General features: G+C 38.8%; 21 protein-coding genes. 7 read left to right on the top strand and 14 right to left on the bottom strand.

Features of this window, described 5'->3' with window-relative positions; all coding sequences use genetic code 11:
* Positions 1 to 223 precede the first annotated feature (223 nt).
* Complete coding sequence (locus tag BN1243_RS18755) at positions 224 to 1,732, bottom strand: leucyl aminopeptidase (protein WP_062110779.1); 1,509 nt, start codon at positions 1,730 to 1,732, stop codon at positions 224 to 226.
* Positions 1,733 to 2,096: 364 nt separating this feature from the next.
* Between BN1243_RS18755 and BN1243_RS18750 the strand changes: the two genes are divergently transcribed.
* Positions 2,097 to 2,588, top strand: coding sequence for a divergent PAP2 family protein (locus BN1243_RS18750; RefSeq protein ID WP_062109418.1), 492 nt, complete (start codon positions 2,097 to 2,099; stop codon positions 2,586 to 2,588).
* 54 nt (positions 2,589 to 2,642) lie between these two features.
* Here the strand turns inward: BN1243_RS18750 and BN1243_RS18745 are convergent, their stop codons facing one another.
* The 3 genes from BN1243_RS18745 to BN1243_RS18735 form a co-directional block, all read right to left on the bottom strand.
* Positions 2,643 to 3,290 carry a 3D domain-containing protein gene (locus BN1243_RS18745; protein ID WP_084782102.1) on the bottom strand — a complete coding sequence of 216 codons (648 nt, stop codon included), beginning with the start codon at positions 3,288 to 3,290 and terminating at the stop codon, positions 2,643 to 2,645.
* Positions 3,291 to 3,365: 75 nt separating this feature from the next.
* Entirely contained in the window at positions 3,366 to 5,096 is a 1,731-nt protein-coding gene (locus BN1243_RS18740) for a sensor histidine kinase (protein ID WP_062109415.1), read from the bottom strand.
* A gap of 2 nt (positions 5,097 to 5,098) precedes the next feature.
* Entirely contained in the window at positions 5,099 to 5,803 is a 705-nt protein-coding gene (locus BN1243_RS18735; RefSeq protein ID WP_062109413.1) for a response regulator transcription factor, read from the bottom strand.
* 155 nt (positions 5,804 to 5,958) lie between these two features.
* Between BN1243_RS18735 and BN1243_RS18730 the strand changes: the two genes are divergently transcribed.
* Positions 5,959 to 7,161, top strand: coding sequence for a DUF418 domain-containing protein (locus BN1243_RS18730; protein ID WP_062109411.1), 1,203 nt, complete (start codon positions 5,959 to 5,961; stop codon positions 7,159 to 7,161).
* Positions 7,162 to 7,303: 142 nt separating this feature from the next.
* Here the strand turns inward: BN1243_RS18730 and BN1243_RS18725 are convergent, their stop codons facing one another.
* The 3 genes from BN1243_RS18725 to BN1243_RS18715 form a co-directional block, all read right to left on the bottom strand.
* On the bottom strand, positions 7,304 to 7,774 hold the full coding sequence (locus BN1243_RS18725; RefSeq protein ID WP_062109409.1) for a GNAT family N-acetyltransferase: 471 nt from the start codon (positions 7,772 to 7,774) through the stop codon (positions 7,304 to 7,306).
* 89 nt (positions 7,775 to 7,863) lie between these two features.
* Complete coding sequence (locus BN1243_RS18720; RefSeq protein ID WP_062109408.1) at positions 7,864 to 8,187, bottom strand: YuiB family protein; 324 nt, start codon at positions 8,185 to 8,187, stop codon at positions 7,864 to 7,866.
* 269 nt (positions 8,188 to 8,456) lie between these two features.
* Positions 8,457 to 9,674: an NAD(P)/FAD-dependent oxidoreductase gene (locus BN1243_RS18715; RefSeq protein WP_062109406.1), complete on the bottom strand. Its 1,218-nt coding sequence runs from the start codon at positions 9,672 to 9,674 to the stop codon at positions 8,457 to 8,459.
* 374 nt (positions 9,675 to 10,048) lie between these two features.
* On the opposite strand from BN1243_RS18715, the gene BN1243_RS18710 reads away from it, so the two are divergent.
* The gene (locus BN1243_RS18710; protein ID WP_062109404.1) at positions 10,049 to 11,044 is read left to right on the top strand and encodes an NAD(P)/FAD-dependent oxidoreductase; all 996 of its coding nucleotides are present in this window, start codon (positions 10,049 to 10,051) and stop codon (positions 11,042 to 11,044) included.
* Positions 11,045 to 11,275: 231 nt separating this feature from the next.
* On the opposite strand, the gene BN1243_RS18705 is transcribed toward BN1243_RS18710, so the two are convergent.
* Complete coding sequence (locus BN1243_RS18705; protein WP_062109402.1) at positions 11,276 to 11,638, bottom strand: HesB/IscA family protein; 363 nt, start codon at positions 11,636 to 11,638, stop codon at positions 11,276 to 11,278.
* A gap of 183 nt (positions 11,639 to 11,821) precedes the next feature.
* Positions 11,822 to 12,058 carry a YuzB family protein gene (locus BN1243_RS18700; RefSeq protein WP_062109400.1) on the bottom strand — a complete coding sequence of 79 codons (237 nt, stop codon included), beginning with the start codon at positions 12,056 to 12,058 and terminating at the stop codon, positions 11,822 to 11,824.
* A 207-nt stretch (positions 12,059 to 12,265) separates the two neighbouring features.
* On the opposite strand from BN1243_RS18700, the gene BN1243_RS18695 reads away from it, so the two are divergent.
* The gene (locus tag BN1243_RS18695) at positions 12,266 to 13,333 is read left to right on the top strand and encodes an NAD(P)/FAD-dependent oxidoreductase (protein ID WP_062109398.1); all 1,068 of its coding nucleotides are present in this window, start codon (positions 12,266 to 12,268) and stop codon (positions 13,331 to 13,333) included.
* A 128-nt stretch (positions 13,334 to 13,461) separates the two neighbouring features.
* Here BN1243_RS18695 and BN1243_RS18690 read toward each other — a convergent pair whose 3' ends face one another.
* Positions 13,462 to 13,785 (bottom strand): YuzD family protein, encoded by a 324-nt coding sequence (locus BN1243_RS18690; protein ID WP_062109396.1) that lies wholly within the window; start codon positions 13,783 to 13,785, stop codon positions 13,462 to 13,464.
* Positions 13,786 to 13,889: 104 nt separating this feature from the next.
* Between BN1243_RS18690 and BN1243_RS18685 the strand changes: the two genes are divergently transcribed.
* Entirely contained in the window at positions 13,890 to 14,126 is a 237-nt protein-coding gene (locus BN1243_RS18685) for a NifU family protein (RefSeq protein ID WP_062109390.1), read from the top strand.
* 112 nt (positions 14,127 to 14,238) lie between these two features.
* Here the strand turns inward: BN1243_RS18685 and yutH are convergent, their stop codons facing one another.
* Positions 14,239 to 15,240: a spore coat putative kinase YutH gene (gene yutH, locus BN1243_RS18680; RefSeq protein WP_062109389.1), complete on the bottom strand. Its 1,002-nt coding sequence runs from the start codon at positions 15,238 to 15,240 to the stop codon at positions 14,239 to 14,241.
* Between the two features lie 101 nt (positions 15,241 to 15,341).
* Here yutH and BN1243_RS18675 point away from each other — a divergent pair, with 101 nt between their 5' ends.
* Positions 15,342 to 15,842, top strand: coding sequence for a phosphatidylglycerophosphatase A family protein (locus BN1243_RS18675; RefSeq protein WP_062109387.1), 501 nt, complete (start codon positions 15,342 to 15,344; stop codon positions 15,840 to 15,842).
* Between the two features lie 921 nt (positions 15,843 to 16,763).
* Here BN1243_RS18675 and BN1243_RS18670 read toward each other — a convergent pair.
* Together BN1243_RS18670 and BN1243_RS18665 are read right to left on the bottom strand one after the other, a co-directional pair.
* Positions 16,764 to 17,531, bottom strand: a complete 768-nt coding sequence (locus tag BN1243_RS18670) for a TIGR01457 family HAD-type hydrolase (RefSeq protein ID WP_062109385.1) — start codon at positions 17,529 to 17,531, stop codon at positions 16,764 to 16,766.
* Positions 17,532 to 17,553: 22 nt separating this feature from the next.
* Positions 17,554 to 17,991, bottom strand: a complete 438-nt coding sequence (locus tag BN1243_RS18665) for a DUF86 domain-containing protein (RefSeq protein WP_062109383.1) — start codon at positions 17,989 to 17,991, stop codon at positions 17,554 to 17,556.
* A gap of 114 nt (positions 17,992 to 18,105) precedes the next feature.
* On the opposite strand from BN1243_RS18665, the gene BN1243_RS18660 reads away from it, so the two are divergent.
* Positions 18,106 to 18,405: a hypothetical protein gene (locus BN1243_RS18660; RefSeq protein WP_062109381.1), complete on the top strand. Its 300-nt coding sequence runs from the start codon at positions 18,106 to 18,108 to the stop codon at positions 18,403 to 18,405.
* 491 nt (positions 18,406 to 18,896) lie between these two features.
* On the opposite strand, the gene BN1243_RS18655 is transcribed toward BN1243_RS18660, so the two are convergent.
* Positions 18,897 to 19,169 (bottom strand): YutD family protein, encoded by a 273-nt coding sequence (locus BN1243_RS18655; protein ID WP_062109380.1) that lies wholly within the window; start codon positions 19,167 to 19,169, stop codon positions 18,897 to 18,899.
* Positions 19,170 to 19,215: the final 46 nt, after the last annotated feature.

Here is a 19,215-nt window from a genome sequence, read left to right as displayed (position 1 = left end):
TATTTTGTGTTGTTGTCAATGGGGGATTTTCTAGTGCTAAGAGGGGCGCAGTTAGAGGAGTATGTTTAAATTAGATCAATGGGACAAGACTAGAGAGTTCTCATGGCCCGTTGGCCCCTCTTTTTGATGAGAATGGGGCATGAGAGATTCCCATGGCACATAGGCTCGAGTTTTTCATAGGAAATGCGCCACGAGAGGAGTTCTCGTGACGCTTCGGGAAAATCTATTTTTTCTCACCCTCATCAAAATTTTCTACTAGCAATGCTAACGTACGGGCCATAACTCCAGTTGCGCCGTCTGGGCCGAGTTCATGGGCAGATTTTATTGTCGCAGTACCTGCGATATCAAGGTGCACCCATGGAGTATTCTCCACAAATTCACCAACAAAAGCACCACCCATAATCGCATGGCCTTCGCGTCCAGGAGAGTTATTTAAATCGGCGATTTTACTGCTGCGCACTCGTTCCTTATCTTTCTCTGTATATGGGAGACGCCAGATGAATTCATCCGCTTCATAAGATGCCATTAACACTTTTTCAAATAGTTCTTCGTTATTAGTCAGAGCCCCTGTTTTATCAAGACCGAGGGCAACAATAACTCCACCCGTTAAGGTTGCTATATCGACTAAAAAATTTGCGCCGTTATGTTTCGCATAGGTTATCGCATCAGCTAAAACTAATCTGCCTTCCGCATCGGTATTTAATACTTCAATCGTTTTTCCGCTCATCGATGTAATAACATCATCCGGTTTAAAAGCATTTCCATTTACCATATTGTCAGTCGTTGGAATGACAGCAACTACATTTTGTTCTGGACGAAGTTTCCCGATAATTTCCATCGCACCTAATACTGCTGCTGCTCCTCCCATATCCGTTTTCATTCCAACGATGCCGTCTTTGGGCTTCAATGAATAACCGCCTGTATCAAATGTGATTCCTTTTCCAACTAAACCGATGACATCTGTCCATTCTGACTTCCCTTGATATTTCAAAGTGATCATAAACGGTGGTTCTGTGGAACCTTGGTTGACTGCCAATAGCGCGCCCATGCCGAGCTTTTCAATTTCTTCTTTTGATAAAATTTCCACCTCAAGCTCATGTTTTTCACCAAGACTGCGAGCATATTCCGCTAAGTCAACAGCCTTTAACATATTCCCAGGAAGATTGACGAGCGTTCTAGTTGAGTTTGTTCCCTCTCCATAAGCTTGACCAATTTCTAGTGCACTAACTACTTCCTGTTGGTCAGCTTCCGTGAACACATGAATTGACTCGACTTTAACATCAGGTTCATTTGAACGTTGTTTATATCCGGCAAACTTATAGGTAGATAATATGTACGCTTCACTAAAAATAAGAGCCGCATCTGCTTCTGAAATTTCGGCATTTGTAAAAGTATCAATAGCGACTGAAAATTGTTTCAACCGCATGCCGTCGATTTTTTTACAAGCTGCCCCTAATGCAATTTTAACGTCATTAAGAGTACGATCCTTTTCCTTTCCAAGTCCAATAAATACTAGTCGTTTTATACCAGTTCTGCCTAAAGAGTGAATGACTGAAACCGATTTATATTTTGCTGAAATATCTCCTGACTTTACTAGCTCAGTCAAATCTCCCGCAAACATTTCGTCCAAGGCAGCTAGTCCACCTGAAAATTTCTCCGTTTTGTCATACAATCCAATCAACATACACTCTGACGTGCTTTGAAACGGATTTTCACTTTTTACAATAAACATCTCTTCACCTTCCAATTCAATGTCCTCATAGATCTTGTTTCATTACCTATTATAGACGAAGATTGTTACGATCTCCGAAGTTTTACTTTTATTTTTCCTTCTAAAAATTTTATGGTATTATATATGGAACCGTCAATTTGTGACAATGAACAAAAGTGCAAGCGCATTGCTCATCGACGTACAAACTTCTATGTTAAGGATGAACGGCGAAGAATAAGCCGATATCGACTTCATCGTAGGAAGCTGCGTAAAAGCTTGCTAGTCTTTATTCTCTGGAACTGGACGAATATACACATTGTTTAAGCTACACATATCCTCTAATTTTATAACTTCTTAAACAACCGAGAAAGGATGTTAGTCAATTATGAGTCTCCTATATAATTATCCACTTTGGATTGCGGTCTCCGCCATCTTTTTCGCCCAGTTTGTAAAAGTTCCACTACAATTTATTATGACAAAAAAATTAGACTGGAAGTTGCTTACTTCTACAGGGGGAATGCCGAGTTCTCATTCCGCAGGGGTAACCGCTCTCACAACGAGTGTCGCCATGGAGACAGGGCTTGATTCTATCTTCTTTGCTATTTCCGCCGTCTTTGCTGGTATTGTCATGTACGATGCAACTGGAGTTCGCAGGCAGGCTGGTGAACATGCTGCTGTCCTAAATAGGTTGCGCGGAGATTTTCAAAGAATGATAACTGATTTTCACGCATGGCAAGGACGAGATCAAAAGCAAAAACAGGAAGAATTTACGATGCTAAAGGAATTGCTTGGACATAAACCAGCTGAGGTGTTCTTCGGATGTTTAACAGGTATTGTTTGGTCGATTATCATTTATACTGCTTTTGAGCTAATATAATAAAGGCATCCAACAAGTCGAACTTTGACTATGGATGCCTTCTTTTTATTCAGCTTACTCTTTACTTTTATTTTTTTTCAGGAAATTTTGGCGAAACACTTGAATGGCCTCATCTTCATTCAAATCGTTCATAACTTCTTCCGTTAATTTACCGTCGCCTTCTTGAATGATATAAACTTCCACATCTTTTTTGCCCCACTCGTTATAAACGTCTTCAACGGTTTCATAATATAAATCGATTTTATTTCCTTTAATTTTCGATCCTGTATCTGCAACGACTCCATAACCATATTCCGGAATAAACAATATAGTCCCGATCGGAAAGACGTTAGGATCTGCTGCAATTGTTGAATATATATCTCTCTTTACTTTTACACCTGAAAAAGTAATACCATATTGGGGATGACCGGGTTTCTTTCCTGTTGATTCAACCCCAGCTGTGTATCCTGTTGCTGTCACTTTCTTGCTCGGATACTTTGACCAGTCTTCTTTACTCTCTAGATCATAATTTTCTGCTACTTCTGCTTTCGTGTCTGTTCTGATCCGATTGTCTGGTAAAAAGTATCCCCCTTGCCCTGAATTTGCCCATGTAACCATTGCCTTTACTTCAATACCTGTTATGTATTCGACCGTGGTGACTAAAGCTAAAATAAACAACACTACCATAAAGGTTCTTTTTGCAACTTTTTTTAGATTGAACATATATACGCTCCTCTCAAACATCCAGTTTGCCCAGATTAAGAGGAAGTATACACACCGTTTTCAGAAAAGTTCATTCTATTCAAGGAGTGGAAGTATAAGAACAACGGTTGTTCCTTTACCAACTGAGGAATGTACTTGAATCCTGCCATCATGCAATTCAATAATCGCCTTCGCAATACTCATCCCGAGGCCAGCTCCCTCCGCTCTTTCACTCGTACTTGTCCCGCGATAATATCTTTCAAAAAGATTTTCGATATATTCCTCATCCATTCCTTGACCATTATCACGGATTTGAATTAAGGCATCTTCTTTTTCTTGTATTACAGCAACATCAATTTGTGTACCGGAAGGGTTATGTTTTACAGCGTTATACATAATATTATCGAGAACTCTAACAAACCATTTTGGATCAATTGCAACTTCGGTTACAGAGGACGATTGTGTAAATGAAAAAGACACAGCTCTTAATGTTAAATCTCTTTCAAACTTCAATACAGTACTACGAACAAATTCATTTAAATCAATCGATTGTTTCTCTAATTGAATAGCACTATTTTTCAATTGAAAAACAAGGGAAAAGTCGTTCACTAGTTGAACCATATAATCCCCTTTTTCACGCACAACCTTACCAATTTCTTGTAATTCCTCTGGAGTGAATGGATACTTATTACTTTCTAACAAATGACCATATCCTTGGATTGTTGAAAGCGGGGTGCGCAGATCATGAGAAATACCCGCCATCCATTCTTCACGAGTTTGCTCAAGACGTTTCCGCTCTTGTTGAGCCTTATCCAACTTTTTCGTCATACTGTAAAAGGATTGAATTACCTCTTCATATAACCGATAACGATGACGTGTTTTACCCTTTTTCTTAAATACTTTCTTCCGCTCTTTTTCCGTAAATACTTCATCGTATTGTTCTTTTCCCATTCGTTCTAGCCAGTTCACTAGTAGTATTAGCGGTTGACCATACCGATAGCCATTCCAAATAGAGAATAAAATAGCTACTATTAAGCTCGTACCAACGGCGATTAAAATGATTTGAGTTTCTCTAGAAGGAATAAGCCATCCAGTTTTTTGACCTTCCTTTCCCGGAAAATGCAGTGCCCATGTTGTGTCTGTTGGTTGATCATTGAATACACTAACTCTGGTGGAATATCTTCCCGGTTCATACAATCGGGTTAATAAATCTAGTGGCTCATAATTTTCGTTTTTCGTTTTTCCTATCGTTTGAATCAGCTTCTCTTCCTGAAATACTTGAATCGAACCATCTATTGAGCGTAATTTATTTTCTAATAAGGAAAGATTCTCCTGTTTTACACGTCCATTTTCACTATATAAGTGGAACCATTCTGTCAGCAGTTCCTTCTCATGATCTTGAAAGCCGAATAAAAAGTAATAATTCCCATACAGCCATGTATCAAAAAAGGTTCTAACCGTGTAATTGTCAAGTTTCTTCGTTTCATCGATTAGAAGCAGTTCATGAGTAGTATACGATTGCTGGAGCGCTGAGTGATCATTCGCGGAATATATCACTTTTCCTTCCTTATCAACGATCTGCATCCATATATCATTTTCTTTCAATTGTTGCACCCATTTATCTTCTAATGTAACTTTGTTTTTTTCAATAACCGTCACAGTCGTAATCGTATCCATTAAACCATCAACAGTTTTATAATTTAACTCCACTTTTGAAACTAGATTAGCTAGAAATACGAGCAATAAAATAAGAAATAAAAAAGTAAACAAGAGTAAAATGATAAATTGAAAAGAAAAATGAAGGGCGATTCTTCTCTGTAATTTCATAACTATGCTTCCTTTACCAATTTATAGCCTAATCCTCGTACAGTTTGAAGAAATACCGGTTTCCCCGGGTCTGGCTCAATTCGCTCACGAATCCTTCGAATATGCACCATTACGGTATTGTCATCTATCAAATGATCATATCCCCATACTGCATTAAATAACTGCTCCTTGGATAGCACGCGATTCACATTTTGGCAAAAATAGACTAGTAGTAAAAAAACTTGAGCCGGACATGCAACCAGTTTTCCTTCAACTATTAAGTCTCCAGCTTCCTCATCGACAAGGAAATGACCGAAATCATGCCTTTTTAAATTTACTTTTGGAACCGATTCTGTTTTTCGGCTTCTGCGCAATTGCACCTTGATTCTTGCAACAATTTCAAGAGGATTAAATGGTTTAGTAACATAGTCATCCCCTCCTTTTTCAAAGCCAGTTAAAACATCAAAATCAGTAATTCTAGCAGTTAAAAATAAGATATGGACATCCGTATACTCACGTATTTTTTCACACAAATCGAAGCCATTAATATCCGGAAGCATCACATCGAGGATGATATAGTCAACAGGCTCTCTTTTTACGATTTCTATTGCTTCTTTCCCAGTAGATGCTTTTAACACGTTTGTAAATCCCTCTTTTTTCAAAACCATTTCGACCATCTGTAAAATTGAAATTTCATCATCGACTAATAAAATTTTGGCATTTTTCATTCTCCTCACCCAAATTAATAGTAGCACACAAAACTTAACAGGAGATGAATGGATTATATGTAAAATTAAGGTTTTCGTAAGGTTTCGTTTTCTCACCGTTCAACTTAAGTCCGTATACTAATTAACTAGAATGAACAATAAATGGGGGATGACGGATGAAAAACGCTGCTTCTCACAGAATCCATTCAATCGATGGTATTCGTGGTTTCAGTTTATTTGGTATTTTGCTTGCGAATTTATTAATATTTCAATATGGATTATGGGGAAAAGACGAAATGGAGTTCTTCTCTCTTTCTGGTGTAGACCAATTCATGTATGGGGTTGTTAAAATTGCCATAGAAGAAAGTTTCATGCCAATCTTTACTTTTCTATTCGGCTACTCGATGATCATGATGAAGGAAAGTCTCGAACGTAAAAATTTAAAAGTAAAGCGATATTTCGCAAGAAGAGCATTATTTTTAGCTGCGGTTGGTTTGTTACACAGTATATTTCTATGGGAAGGCGACATTTTATTTTTCTATGGATTGATGAGCTTCTTCCTTCTGCTTTTCCTAAAACGCAAAAAAACAACGATTCTCGTTTGGGGACTTGTTCTCTTTTCTATTATGCAATTATTCGTTATTTTGGGTAGTTTTACAGGCGGAGCAGAGAAAGATTTAGTTGCTCCAGAAAAATTAATTCCCTATGTAGAAAAATCGATTGAAGTTTACGGGAATGGAACATATTCCGAAATTATGGATTTTCGTAATAATGAAGATCCAATGCTAGAAGAAGGTTATTTTCTCTTATTGATGGTTTTGTTTTCTCCGCTTTTCTCTGCACCAATGTTTTTATTTGGAATGTACGCAGCAAAGATTAAGCTGTTTTTAAACCCGATTAAAGAAAAAAAGCTTTATAAATACAGTGCGGGCTTTTTAATTCCGATTGGCCTTTTCCTGAAAGCATCTTATTACTTTTTTCCAGAATTGGGCTGGACACAAATTGCGATATCAATGGGAGGAACGCTTCTTGCACTTGGCTATATCTCGCTATTTGCTCTCCTATACACTAAAGCGGCATCAGCGCGAATGATCATGATATTTGAGAATGTCGGGAAGCTATCGATGACAAATTACTTGTTACAAACTGTCATTTGTACATCAGTTTTTTACGGATACGGTTTGGGATTGTTTGGTCATTTCGGTGTTGCATGGGGAGTCCTTTTCGGGATTGCCGTCTTCGGTTTGCAAGTTCTGTTAAGCACATTTTATTTAAAGCATTTTCGCTCAGGCCCATTCGAAAAAATGAGTCGGATCTGGACCTATTTATCATTTTCAGGCAAAGCTAAAATTAAGCAGCCTACACATAAGGCAGCATGAAGAGTTTTTCTATGTTGGAAGGCGGACAATAGCAAGTCTCATAACACTTCGGAGCGAGTTTCCATGTCGAATCCGCCATGAGAGGCGGATTCGTGACATCGGAACAATTTCCCTGCCGAACCCGGTATGTTCTTTCAAATGGTTAGTCACCAGATAAATTCTTATAAACAAATTCCCGATATTTTTTAAATCCTAGCTTTTCATAAAATTTCTTCGCCACTTCATTATCAAACCAATAATCTAACTCAACCCTATGAATGTCTTTCGACTTGGCCATTTCAATGATGGCATCCATTAAATGGCCGCCATATCCGTTATTACGATGATCCTCTTCAATGTTAATCTGATGGACATAGATAGCTTGATTAGCCTTGATTAAAGCATTTTCCATGTAATTTCTAATTTCAATCCACGCATATCCAATTGGTTTTTCTTCTTCTTCCAGTACTAAGAAAATGAAATCGGGAAAATAAACGATTTCCTTGAAATATTCCAGCATATCTTCAAAATTATATGGTTTGAAATATTCAGGGTAAAGCTTTTCGTGTAATTCGTGTACTCCTTTATTTAACTTTGCAATTATAACATAATCATTCGTTTCCCGAATTCTCACTAGCTGCTCATCCTTTCAAATCCATTTCAATATTCTATGTATTAAAAACAAAAAATCCTTATCTTTTTAAAAGATAAAGATTTTTTTCTCTAGAACATTCGATAGCCTTTTGAACGGAGAATTCTCATCGTTATTCCAGAGAGAATAGCACCAAGAAGTCCGGCTGATAAAATTGTAATATCTGCTGCTTGTAATCCCGCAATGTTTCTCCCTAATCCCGAAAATGCCGCTTTGGTATTTGTAAAGTATTCACTGAAATCGAAAGTATTAATAATCAAAATGGCCACAATCGGATAGATAATCGCCATAATCCATGTCATTCGTAACAGCATGTTCAGTATAAATCCAATACCAAAAAATAACACGAAAAAGAGCAACATCGAAATAATTAACACCGGTATGGTCATTGGCATGGATGTTTTCCCCCTTGATTTTTCGCACTAATTTTTAGTTTACTCAATTTGTCGAAATGCGTCAATGAAGATATTCCGACGATTTCATGACCTTTTCATATTCATAAAGTGAAATTTTAATCAGTGGAGGTGCTTTTTAACTCCAAATGACTCAGTGAAAAAAACGAAATTTGTAGCATCCGGTTGCCATACTCTTGTCCCCTCGCACCCTAACTGTAAAAGAAAAAGGCAGAACTATAGATCTACAGTTCTACCCTTAGAGAAGTATCTTAAAAAATATTGAATTTTCCTTTTTTTACCGTAAGCGGAACTCCACCGATCATGAAGAGTGCACGATTATCGACCATTTTCTTCATGAACGATGCTTGGAAACCAGTAACTTTTTTACCGAAGACAACTCCGATTGCATCGTCATCACCAAGTGAGCAGACAGTACCTTTATTATCAAAATGGAAAGTACCTAAATCATTGTTACCATTAATTAGCTTAGCGAGGTTGGCTGCTACGAGTTCGCCTTGCTGCATTGAAATTTGTGCAGTTGGCGGATAAGGACGATTAATTTCCTCGTTAATCACCAAAGAACAATCTCCAATGACAAAGACATCATCAAGACCTGGAGCGCGAAGATCTGGGTTTACTTTAACACGGCCACGCATGTTTTCGAAACCAGATTCTTCAATAATAGCATTTCCACGCACACCCGCTGCCCAGACAACTGTTCCCGCTTTAATTTCTTCTGTTTCATCTTCACCCTTACCTACGATAATTCCTTCAGGTGTCGCCTCTTTAATCGCGGTACCGATCATAAACTCGACACCCTTTTTCTGAAGATGAGCCATCGCATATTGAACAAGTTCGGGATCAAATCCTGGTAAAGCTGTTGGAGCAGCTTCAACACAGATAACACGAACAAGTTTCTGATCAATATCATATTCTTTACATAGTTCAGGAATTCTGTTCCCTAGCTCTCCTAGGAATTCGATTCCTGTAAAGCCCGCACCGCCAACCACAATCGTCAAGCGGTCAGGATTTATTTCACCTTCAACTTTAAAAGTCGCAAATTGATATTCAATATGTTCACGAATTTGACGTGCCGCATCTACATTTGCGATAGAGAATGCATATTTATCCAGACCTTGGATTCCAAAAGTCTCGGGTGCACCACCAAGAGCTACTACTAGATAATCATAGGAAAGTTCACCTTCATTAAGGATTACTTTTTTAGCTTCTGTATCTACTTTCATAGCTGTTGCCTGCATAAATTCAGTTTTACCACTATCAATTACGCTCGATATATCATAACGAACACGATCATGGTGGAGTGTTCCCGCAGATGCTTCATGGAGCCATGTCGTTTCGTAATGGTAATCATTTTTATTCACTAGAGTGATATCCGCATCATTTTTACCTAATTGCTTTTGAAGACGGGTAACCGTCATAAGTCCTCCATAACCTGCACCTAATACAACTATTTTCGGCCTTTTCATAATATCCCTTCCACCTTTGCATCGTAGTAATGAACTTGTACGAAAAATATTATAAAGTCCAATGTGATCCTATTCACGTAAATAAATTGAATTCCAGAATATTGTCACAAATTCTACATTAGTCTCATTTAACATTATATGCTATTATTCGTCATTTTCAAGCAGTTAATTCCATGCGATGAATTTTTCTATTTTTCAAGCGATAGTTTGTTTTAAGAAAGTGTAAATTTTACTAGTGGGATCAGATAAATCACCCTATTAAAAGAATTATCAGTTTCATGAAAGAGTGCATCCCCTTTCTTAGATTATGTAACTTATACATGTATATGGTATGATTGGAGAGGATATTTCCGGAATTATGGGAGGGACTTTCTTTGAAAGAAGATCAACAAATATATGATATAACAATTTTAGGCGGAGGGCCAACTGGACTGTTTACTGCCTTTTATGGCGGGCTCAGAGATGCAAGTGTGAAAATCATTGAAAGTTTGCCAGAACTTGGTGGACAACTTGCTACTCTTTACCCTGAAAAATATATATACGATGTCGCTGGTTTTCCCAAAATCAAAGCCAATGATCTCGTTCATAATTTAAAAGAACAAATGGCTATGTTCTCCCCAACTATCTGCCTCGGCCAGTCTATTACAGAGGTCGAAAAGTTGGAAGACGGTACATTTAGGTTAGCTTCAGAACAAGAAGTTCACTATTCAAAAACTGTTATCATTACTGCCGGAATTGGCGCTTTTCAACCAAGACGCTTGGAATTAGAACAAGCTACGCAATTCGAGGGTCGCAATCTTCATTATTTCGTAGATAATATGGAACAATTTAGAGATCAGAAAGTTGCGATATTAGGCGGAGGAGATTCAGCAGTTGATTGGGCGCTAATGCTCGAGCCAATTGCAGAAAAAGTTACTTTGATCCACCGTAGAGATAAATTCCGTGCTCATGAAAGTAGTGTAACTCAACTACAGAATTCACGAGTAGAAATTTTAACTCCTTTTATAGCTGCTGATCTTGTATGTGATGACGAAGCAATTCGCGAGCTTCTTCTTGAAGAGGTTCGAGGAGAACGAAAGCTATCTGTCGAATTAGATTCATTAATTTGTAACTACGGATTTATTTCCTCTTTAGGTCCTATTAAAAATTGGGGGCTTGAAATTGAGAAAAACTCGATTGTAGTCAATAGTCGCATGGAAACGAATATCCCTGGTATATATGCTGCAGGCGATATTACGACCTACCCTGGAAAAGTGAAGCTGATTGCCACTGGTTTTGGTGAAGCTCCAACGGCTGTCAGCAACGCCAAAGCATTTATTGACCCTAAAGCAAGACTACAGCCGATGCACAGCACCTCAATGTTTGAGTAAGAAAAGCGCAAGACGACGTTTAGCGACGTACAAACTTTCTAGGATTCTGACGAGATATAGGAAATACGGCGAAGAATGAGCCGATGTTGACTTATCGTAGGATGAAACCGAAAGTTTGCTAGGCGCTGTCGTCTGAAGCTAGACACAGAAAAGCGCAATACGACGTTTTGCGACGTATAAACAAAAGGGTTGAACCCCAAAATCAGGTTCAACCCTTTAATATATTAATCATTAACATTTCTCTGGTGTACCTGTTACCTTTGCGGTCCGGAATGAAGAACCACAGCCACACGAAACGAGTGCATTGGGATTATCAATGGTAAAGCCGCCACCCATCATGGATTGTTTATAATCAATAACTGTGCCTGTGACAATGGGTGCACTTTCTTCATCGATTACCACAGGAATTCCATTTATTTCAAAAGATTGGTCTGATTCGGCTTTATCATGATCAAGACTCATTCCATAAGATAGTCCACTACAGCCACCACCATTTATGGAAAAACGGAAAAATGCATCTTCTTCTCCATTCTGCTTCATCATATCTTTAATTTGCATGACCGCCGCATCTGTCAAAGTAATTATGGCACTCATATCTTACACCCCCAATATGTTTGTGCTTAAGAGCTTGCTCCTGTCAGATTTAAAATTTTATCTGAGAAGCTTCCACTTTCTTTAAGTATATAACATCTTAATCCGTATTCTCAACTAACGAAATCATTTTGCTGAAATCCCCTAAGGCAGTTCTCAACCAAGTTGGGATTTTCTATAAGCTAATTAGAACATTGGATTTTCTTCTAAATATTGATAAATGGCTTTCACAAGCAATTCAGGTGTTTCGCCTGTGACAACATCACCATTGACAAGGGCATATAGAGATTCTGCACATTGATCACAATGATCTAGACATCCATATTCGATCACATCCAAATTTGGATCCTCTTCTAGCACTTGCATTGCCTCGTAACTCCCCATGCCCAAATTGCTTATGCAAAATTCAATAATCGGATTCATAAGCATCACCTCATCTACACCATAATCCTACTCGTTCCGCACCTTCTAGTCAAAGATGATGCCTTAGTTTTCGCCGACGTCTATTTTACAAGTTTGGTTGTATATCCCAATCGAATTCTGTATACTATTACGTGGATATATAACGTTTTCAACGGTTGATTAAGTTTTACCCCACCTCAAAGATAGATGGCAAAAAGGAGAATTTTGATGAAGAAACTGGTATTGCTCGGTGGCGGATATGGAAACATGCGCATTTTGCGTGAACTGTTGCCTAATCATCTTCCAGACGATTATTCTATTACATTAATTGACAGAGTTCCCTATCATAGTTTAAAAACAGAATATTATGCTCTTGCTGCTGGGACTGTTTCAGACCAAGAAGTTCGTGTACCTTTTCCAGAAGATGCCAATGTAAATATTCAATATGGAGAAGTTACTAAAATTGACCTAGATGACAATTTGGTCCACCTCGCTAATTCTTCCCCTATCGAGTACGACCAACTAATTATTGGCCTTGGTTGTGAAGACAAATATCATAATGTTCCTGGTGCTGATACGTTTACACACAGTATTCAAACCATTGCTGACGCAAGAGATACATACAAAAAGTTAAATAACTTACAAGCAAATTCCATTGTTAGTATCGTTGGCGGAGGACTCAGCGGTATTGAATTAGCTAGTGAACTCCGTGAGAGCCGTCCGGACTTAGTGATCAAACTTTTTGATCGTGGCAAAACAATTCTTTCTTCATTTCCAGAACGAATTAGCCTTTATGTGCAAAATTGGTTTTCTAAAAATGGTGTGGAAGTTTATAATGAAGCTAACATTACTAAAGTAGAAGAAGGCTTTTTGTACAATCATGATGAACCGGTTCCAACTGACGTCGTCGTATGGACAGCAGGTATTCAACCAAGTAAAATTGTTCGCGATATGGAAGTTGAAAAGGATCGACAAGGACGAATTGTCTTAACTAAACATCATAATATCCCAAACTATGAAGGCGTTTACGTTGTCGGTGATTGTGCCAGCTTGCCTCATGCCCCGAGTGCACAACTCGCTGAGGGACAAGCAGAGCAAATTGTTGAGGTGATGACAAAGCGCTGGAAAGGTATTGAACTCCCTGAAGAAATGCCAACAATTAAATTAAAGGGTGTGCTCGGCTCACTTGGAAAAAAGCGAGGATTCGGAATGATGGCTGACCATGCCATTACAGGGCGAATTGCACGCATTTTAAAATCAGGTGTGCTGTGGATGTATAAGTTCCATAAAGGATAAGCTAAAATTCAACAGCAGTAAATAAGGTATAACACCTCAAATCGAGGGATTATACCTTATTAAAAACTATTGATTTGAAGGAAACTACCACGGGGTCTGGAGCGCGTATCATTAGACGGTTAAATCATTTAGGATTCATATCCACACTCTTCCAATTGTTGATAGACGGATTTTAATTTCGGATTCCCTTCCCCCACTACCACTCCATTTATCGTAACAACTGGGTAAAAGAATTCCTCATTTACAACTCGCCTTGCAAAATCAACTTTTTCCTGATCTTCAGTAGGTGGATGAAAAATATCCACATAAGTCATAATGAAAGGTTGATTAGGAAATTTTCTTGCAATCGCTGCTTCTAACCACTCATACGTTTCAACGGAAGACGGCATTCCTACACAACTTGCACAAATTTGTTCGGCACCATAAACGACAATTTCCGATTGCTTGTTCATCAACTTTCCTCCGTTCCTACACAATCTAGTCAGATCCCAGTCCACTCTGTAGATTTTTTCTCTTAATCTGATTATAATGGTATAAAGGAAAGGAGTCGATAGCAATGAACGAAGAAACGATGATGGAACAAGTTCAGAGTGTCTTAGATAAATTACGCCCATTTTTGCTTCGCGACGGAGGCGATTGTGAGCTCGTTGATGTCGATGAAGGTATTGTAAAGCTCCGCCTGCTAGGTGCATGTGGAACTTGCCCAAGTTCAACTATTACATTAAAAGCCGGTATTGAACGTGCATTAGTTGAAGAAGTACCTGGTGTACTAGAAGTTGAGCAAGTATTTTAATAAAAGTTATGTTTCCAAGCGTCCTTTAAGGGTCGCTTGGTTTTTTTATCCCCGCAAGATAGGTTACAAAGGCCCGGGTATAGTGGGAGTTCCCCTTTATGAAAACCTATAGCTAATAGGATAACCACTCCACTTCTGGAATTTCTCCAAGATTTCCACTAGCTAGATGGAAAAAATGACCGAGAAATAATTCATAATCCCGAGTATCCCTGATCAATCTACTCAGTCTTTCTTCAAGCTGTAACTGAGACCATTGCGAGTGAGTGAGAAAATAATCCTCTACACATAAGAAATAGTGAAGCGGAAATAAAAGCCGGGCATAAATTAATCTCCAAGAGAAACGTGACAATGGGAATACACTTTGATATTCTTGGATAAATTTTTGTAGTTCTGGTTTAAAAGTACGCGGGTTGTTAAAATAACAATTTCTAATCCATTCAGCAATATCACGTGCATGATGATCGTAAACCCAATCGAAAGGACTTCTTATTTGCCATTCACCTGACCAAGTAGCTTCGGTATATCGATGGTGAGTAATCGTACCGTGATCCATTGGTCCAGGCTCTTCATCCAGTACAGTATCTGTAAAGTATTGGATAGCATTCTCACAAAGCCCTAAAAAATACGGGAAAGAATCTGTAAACATCTTTTCAAACTTTTCGCTTCCAGGTTCACGAACCAACCCTCGCCAAACTTTTTCCATTTGTTCTAATCTTTGAATCCAATAGGATTTCCATTGCCCATAATGATTTAATTTTGAAATAGTGGATTGTAAATATGCTCCCCGTAAATGAAATCTGGCTAGTCTTCTCCCAGAATTTTTATTTCGGGATAATGGCCAATAGTGGTTATGCAGTAATACATAGTCTTGATCATCATGCGTGATAAGGAACTTTTGATTATTTCCAGCAACAAATGTAGAAACTTTCTGATCCCCATTCTTTGCCATATGCTCAGACATCTCATATAATTCAATTAATCCTTCCTGTTCCCAATGGGTCACTTGAACAGTAGTATAAAGTGAGTCTTCCGAAAGATAACGGATTATATTTCCATCTTTAATCGTCTGCACGGGGTTGATACCGAAATAGGATTCTAATATTTCTTCAGACATGATGCATCCCTCATTTAGTTGATATGTATATACATTTATATGATTTGTTTTTGTCGATCATTCGGAAAGAACAAATCAAGATATGAAAGGATGAAAATAATATGGAAGAAAAAAGAATTATAAGTAAAACAGAAGAAACAGCCCGCCGCCTTCTTAAAGAACGTGGCGTAACCATTGAAGATATAGGTGAGCTTGTCATGTATTTGCAAAATAAGTATCATCCCAATCTGCAAATGGAGGATTGTATTTATAATATTGAGCGCGTTCTTCAAAAAAGAGAAGTACAAAATGCAATTTTAACTGGTATTCAATTAGACGTATTGGCTGAACAAGGTAAATTGGCTGAACCGCTCCAATCGATAATTGCTGATGACGAAAGTCTTTATGGTGTAGATGAAATCCTCGCTTTTTCCATCGTTAATGTATATGGATCGATTGGTTTTACGAACTACGGATATATTGATAAGCAAAAGCCAGGCATTCTAAAAAGATTAAATGACCACACAACTGGTGAATGTCACACCTTTTTAGATGATATCGTCGGTGCAATTGCCGCCGCAGCATCAAGCAGACTGGCGCACAGTGCAAAGGGAGAGCAATAACGCTATTAAAATTGTGGGCTTGGGGAATTTTAACAATAATTTCTAGTGAACATGCGCTTATTTATTTGGAAAAGAACGTCCCTATTCGACCGTTGATGCGGTCTATTCGACCATTGACGTGTATTTCCTTTTCTTCGGGTGAATTGGGGCGATCTATTCGACCATTGACGTGTATTTCCTTTTCTTTGGGTGAATTGGGGCGGTCTATTCGACCGTTGACGAGTATTTCCTTTTCTTCGGGCGAATTGGGGCGATCTATTCGACCATTGACGTGTATTTCCTTTTCTTCGGGTGAATTGGGGCGATCTATTCGACCGTTGACGAGTATTTCCTTTTCTTCGGGTGAATTGGGGCGATCTATTCGACCGTTGACGTGTATTTCCTTTTCTTCGGGTGAATTGGGGCGGTCTATTCGACCGTTGACGTGTATTTCCTTTTCTTTGGGTGAATTGGGGCGGTCTATTCGACCTTTGACGTGTATTTCCTTTTCTTCGGGTGAATTGGGGCGGTCTATTCGACCGTTGATCGGTATTTCCTTTTCTTCGGGTGAATTGGGGCGATCTATTCGACCATTGACGAGTATTTCCTTTTCTTCGGATGAATTGGGGCGGTCTATTCGACCTTTGACGTGTATTTCCTTTTCTTCGGATGAATTGGGGCGATCTTTTCGACCGTTGACGTGTATTTCCTTTTCTTCGGGCGAATTGGGGCGATCTTTTCGACCTTTGAAGTGTATTTCCTTTTCTTCAGGCGAATTGGGGCGATCTTTTCGACCTTTGACGTGTATTTCCTTTTCTTCGGATGAATTGGGGCGGTCTATTCGACGGTTAATTGGTATTTCCCTCCATTAAGATGGATGAATCCCCTCCCCTTTGAAGCCCAATAAAAAGAGCTACCCCCTTTCAGAGATAGCCCTTACCTTCACACATCCCAATCCGCCAATGTATCCAATACATAAGTTGGCTGTACTTCTTTTAAACTTAATATTTCTTTCGTCGTAACACCCGTATGAACGAGCAATGTATCTAGACCAGCATTAATTCCCGCCATAATATCTGTGTCGTAATTATCTCCAACCATTAATGTTTCCGCCTTAGATGTCCCGAGCTCTGCCAAGGCTTGTTCCACAATAATCGAATGTGGTTTTCCTATAAAAATTGGTTCCACTTGAGTGGATACAGAGATAACCGATGTGAGAGAGCCATTTCCTGGGAGTAATCCTCTTTCAGAAGGCAAAGCGATATCGCCATTGGTAGAAATAAAAGTTGCTCCATTCCTTACTGCCAAGCAAGCTTTCGCTAATTTCTCGTAATTAATTTCTCGATCAAGTCCGATGACAACCGCATCCGCTTTTTCTTCATCGACTATTGTGAAGCCTTTTTCTGAAAGGGCTGAACGAACTCCCTCTCCCCCAATTACATACACACTTGCTCCTGGCTGTTTTTCAACTAAAAAATTGGCTGTTGCCATCGATGTTGTAAAAACCTCTTCAGCCTTTGTTTCTAGACCAAAGCTTTGTAAATGCTCGGCAAATTGTTCTGGGCGCTTTGATGAATTATTCGTCACAAATAAATAAGGGATGTTTTTCCTTTTTAATCGTTCTACAAATGTTAATGCTTCTTCGATTTTTTCCGTTCCTCGATACATCGTACCATCGAGATCAATCAGATAACCTTGATAATTTTTCAATTTATGTACTCCTTTATACTGTTTACTTCCCAAAAGCAGAGATTGGACCTAATTCATTTATTAAATAATCCCTTACTTTATGAGGAAATGTTTCTAATAGAGGCAGTTCCTCTGTAAATACATCTAAAATCTCACGATGATTGACAGCCTCATATTGTTGAACAAGCATTTTTCGATAAAAAATTACTTTTTTCAATGTATCGGATAACTCTAGATCAATTACCTTTTCATCAGTAAGAATATCCACTATATCTTCGTAACTGCCAGGGTCTCTCATAATAAACCCATCGATCATCGCATTTCCTGTGTCCAAAACAGCTTCAATTACAGTGTGGGCTACCCGTTCAAAAGCAGCCTGCTCGATAGCTGAATCCCAGTCTTTATTTGTTTTCAAAAGTTGAAGTTGTTTTTCCATAAAAGCGAGCTTTATTTCGAGCTTATCTCGATCAACAAAATACATAAGATCCCTCCTCACTTCATCATGTCTTATTTTATCAGAATAGATGAGAAACCGTCCAATTCCCGCATGAGTACTTTCCATTTGGGAACTCTAAACTAAAAGGAGATGGTTTAAATGGCTCGTGAAAAAGATGATGTAACTGGAATTCCTTATACAGATGTTTCCAATGTGGAGACTCAAAAAAATTACTTAACGGCCGAAGAATTTCCCGAAGGAGCTTTTGGATCAGCTCGAGGAAAAAATACACCCGTAGAAAATAAATCAACACCTTGGAAAGAGGGGCAACGTAAATATAGTGCATTTAATTATGAATTTAAATCGATGCATCAAAATATTCCCCGTCAGTTTCCAGGTGCCCATCCTACCCATGATGATCCTAAGAAAGATACACAAACTCCTTATGAAGATAGCTAAAAGCATGGCAAGATTGCCATGCTTTTTATCAGGCCAACAGGATGTTGGTCAGAACGGCGTTGCGCCAGGACGGCGCGTTTTTAGCCGTTCATCCTTATAACAAAAGTTCGTACGTCGCTAAACGCTGACTTCCGCTTTTTTATGGCCAGCTTCAGGCAGCAGCGACTAGCGAACTTTCAGCTTCTTCCTACGATAAGTCAACATCGGCTCATTCTTCGCCGTGTTTCCTTTATCTCAGGCCAACAGGATGTTGGTCAGAACGGCGTTGCGCCAGGACGGCGCGTTTTTAGCCGTTCATCCTTATAACAAAGTTCGTACGTCGCTAAACGCTGCCTTCCGCTTTTTTATGGCTAGCTTCAGGCAGCAGCGACTAGCGAACTTTCAGCTTCTTCCTACGATAAGTCAACATCGGCTCATTCTTCGCCGTGTTTCCTTTATCTCGTCAGAAGCTTAAAAAGTTCGTACGTCGCTAAACGCTGCCTTCCGCTTTTTTATTTGTCCACTCTTTTTAAAACAAAGTAAGCACAGCCGAAATTACAATATTCGTACAGATATTCATATAGGGACTCAATTTTGGATTCTTCTGGGGCTTTGTGGTGATCGGAGAAAAATCCTTTAAGCCGTAGTTGACCGTATCCCCAATCTCCGACGATAAAGTCATATTTTGTTAATATATCGCTAAAACGGTTTCGAAATGCTTCCTCATTAAAGCCATTGCGAAAGTCGTTTACTAATTCGTACTTTCGATTGCTAATAATAATCACGAACTTCCCTCCACTTTTTTCAATTCCTATATAGATTATAGCTTAA

The sequence above is a fragment of the Bacillus niameyensis genome (genome assembly GCF_001375535.1).
GTDB lineage: Bacteria > Bacillota > Bacilli > Bacillales > Bacillaceae_C > Lederbergia > Lederbergia niameyensis.
The sequence above is the reverse complement of the archived record's forward strand: the minus strand, read 5'-3'. Positions and strand labels throughout refer to the sequence as shown.

Coding starts and splice junctions, on each gene's coding strand:
- BN1243_RS18755 (WP_062110779.1), bottom strand. CDS start 1,732: ATGTTTATTGTAAAAAGTGAAAATCCGTTTCAAAGCACGTCAGAGTGT.
- BN1243_RS18750 (WP_062109418.1), top strand. CDS start 2,097: ATGAGTCTCCTATATAATTATCCACTTTGGATTGCGGTCTCCGCCATC.
- BN1243_RS18745 (WP_084782102.1), bottom strand. CDS start 3,290: ATGTTCAATCTAAAAAAAGTTGCAAAAAGAACCTTTATGGTAGTGTTG.
- BN1243_RS18740 (WP_062109415.1), bottom strand. CDS start 5,096: ATGAAATTACAGAGAAGAATCGCCCTTCATTTTTCTTTTCAATTTATC.
- BN1243_RS18735 (WP_062109413.1), bottom strand. CDS start 5,803: ATGAAAAATGCCAAAATTTTATTAGTCGATGATGAAATTTCAATTTTA.
- BN1243_RS18730 (WP_062109411.1), top strand. CDS start 5,959: ATGAAAAACGCTGCTTCTCACAGAATCCATTCAATCGATGGTATTCGT.
- BN1243_RS18720 (WP_062109408.1), bottom strand. CDS start 8,187: ATGCCAATGACCATACCGGTGTTAATTATTTCGATGTTGCTCTTTTTC.
- BN1243_RS18715 (WP_062109406.1), bottom strand. CDS start 9,674: ATGAAAAGGCCGAAAATAGTTGTATTAGGTGCAGGTTATGGAGGACTT.
- BN1243_RS18705 (WP_062109402.1), bottom strand. CDS start 11,638: ATGAGTGCCATAATTACTTTGACAGATGCGGCGGTCATGCAAATTAAA.
- BN1243_RS18700 (WP_062109400.1), bottom strand. CDS start 12,058: ATGAATCCGATTATTGAATTTTGCATAAGCAATTTGGGCATGGGGAGT.
- BN1243_RS18695 (WP_062109398.1), top strand. CDS start 12,266: ATGAAGAAACTGGTATTGCTCGGTGGCGGATATGGAAACATGCGCATT.
- BN1243_RS18690 (WP_062109396.1), bottom strand. CDS start 13,785: ATGAACAAGCAATCGGAAATTGTCGTTTATGGTGCCGAACAAATTTGT.
- BN1243_RS18685 (WP_062109390.1), top strand. CDS start 13,890: ATGAACGAAGAAACGATGATGGAACAAGTTCAGAGTGTCTTAGATAAA.
- yutH (WP_062109389.1), bottom strand. CDS start 15,240: ATGTCTGAAGAAATATTAGAATCCTATTTCGGTATCAACCCCGTGCAG.
- BN1243_RS18675 (WP_062109387.1), top strand. CDS start 15,342: ATGGAAGAAAAAAGAATTATAAGTAAAACAGAAGAAACAGCCCGCCGC.
- BN1243_RS18665 (WP_062109383.1), bottom strand. CDS start 17,991: ATGTATTTTGTTGATCGAGATAAGCTCGAAATAAAGCTCGCTTTTATG.
- BN1243_RS18660 (WP_062109381.1), top strand. CDS start 18,106: ATGGCTCGTGAAAAAGATGATGTAACTGGAATTCCTTATACAGATGTT.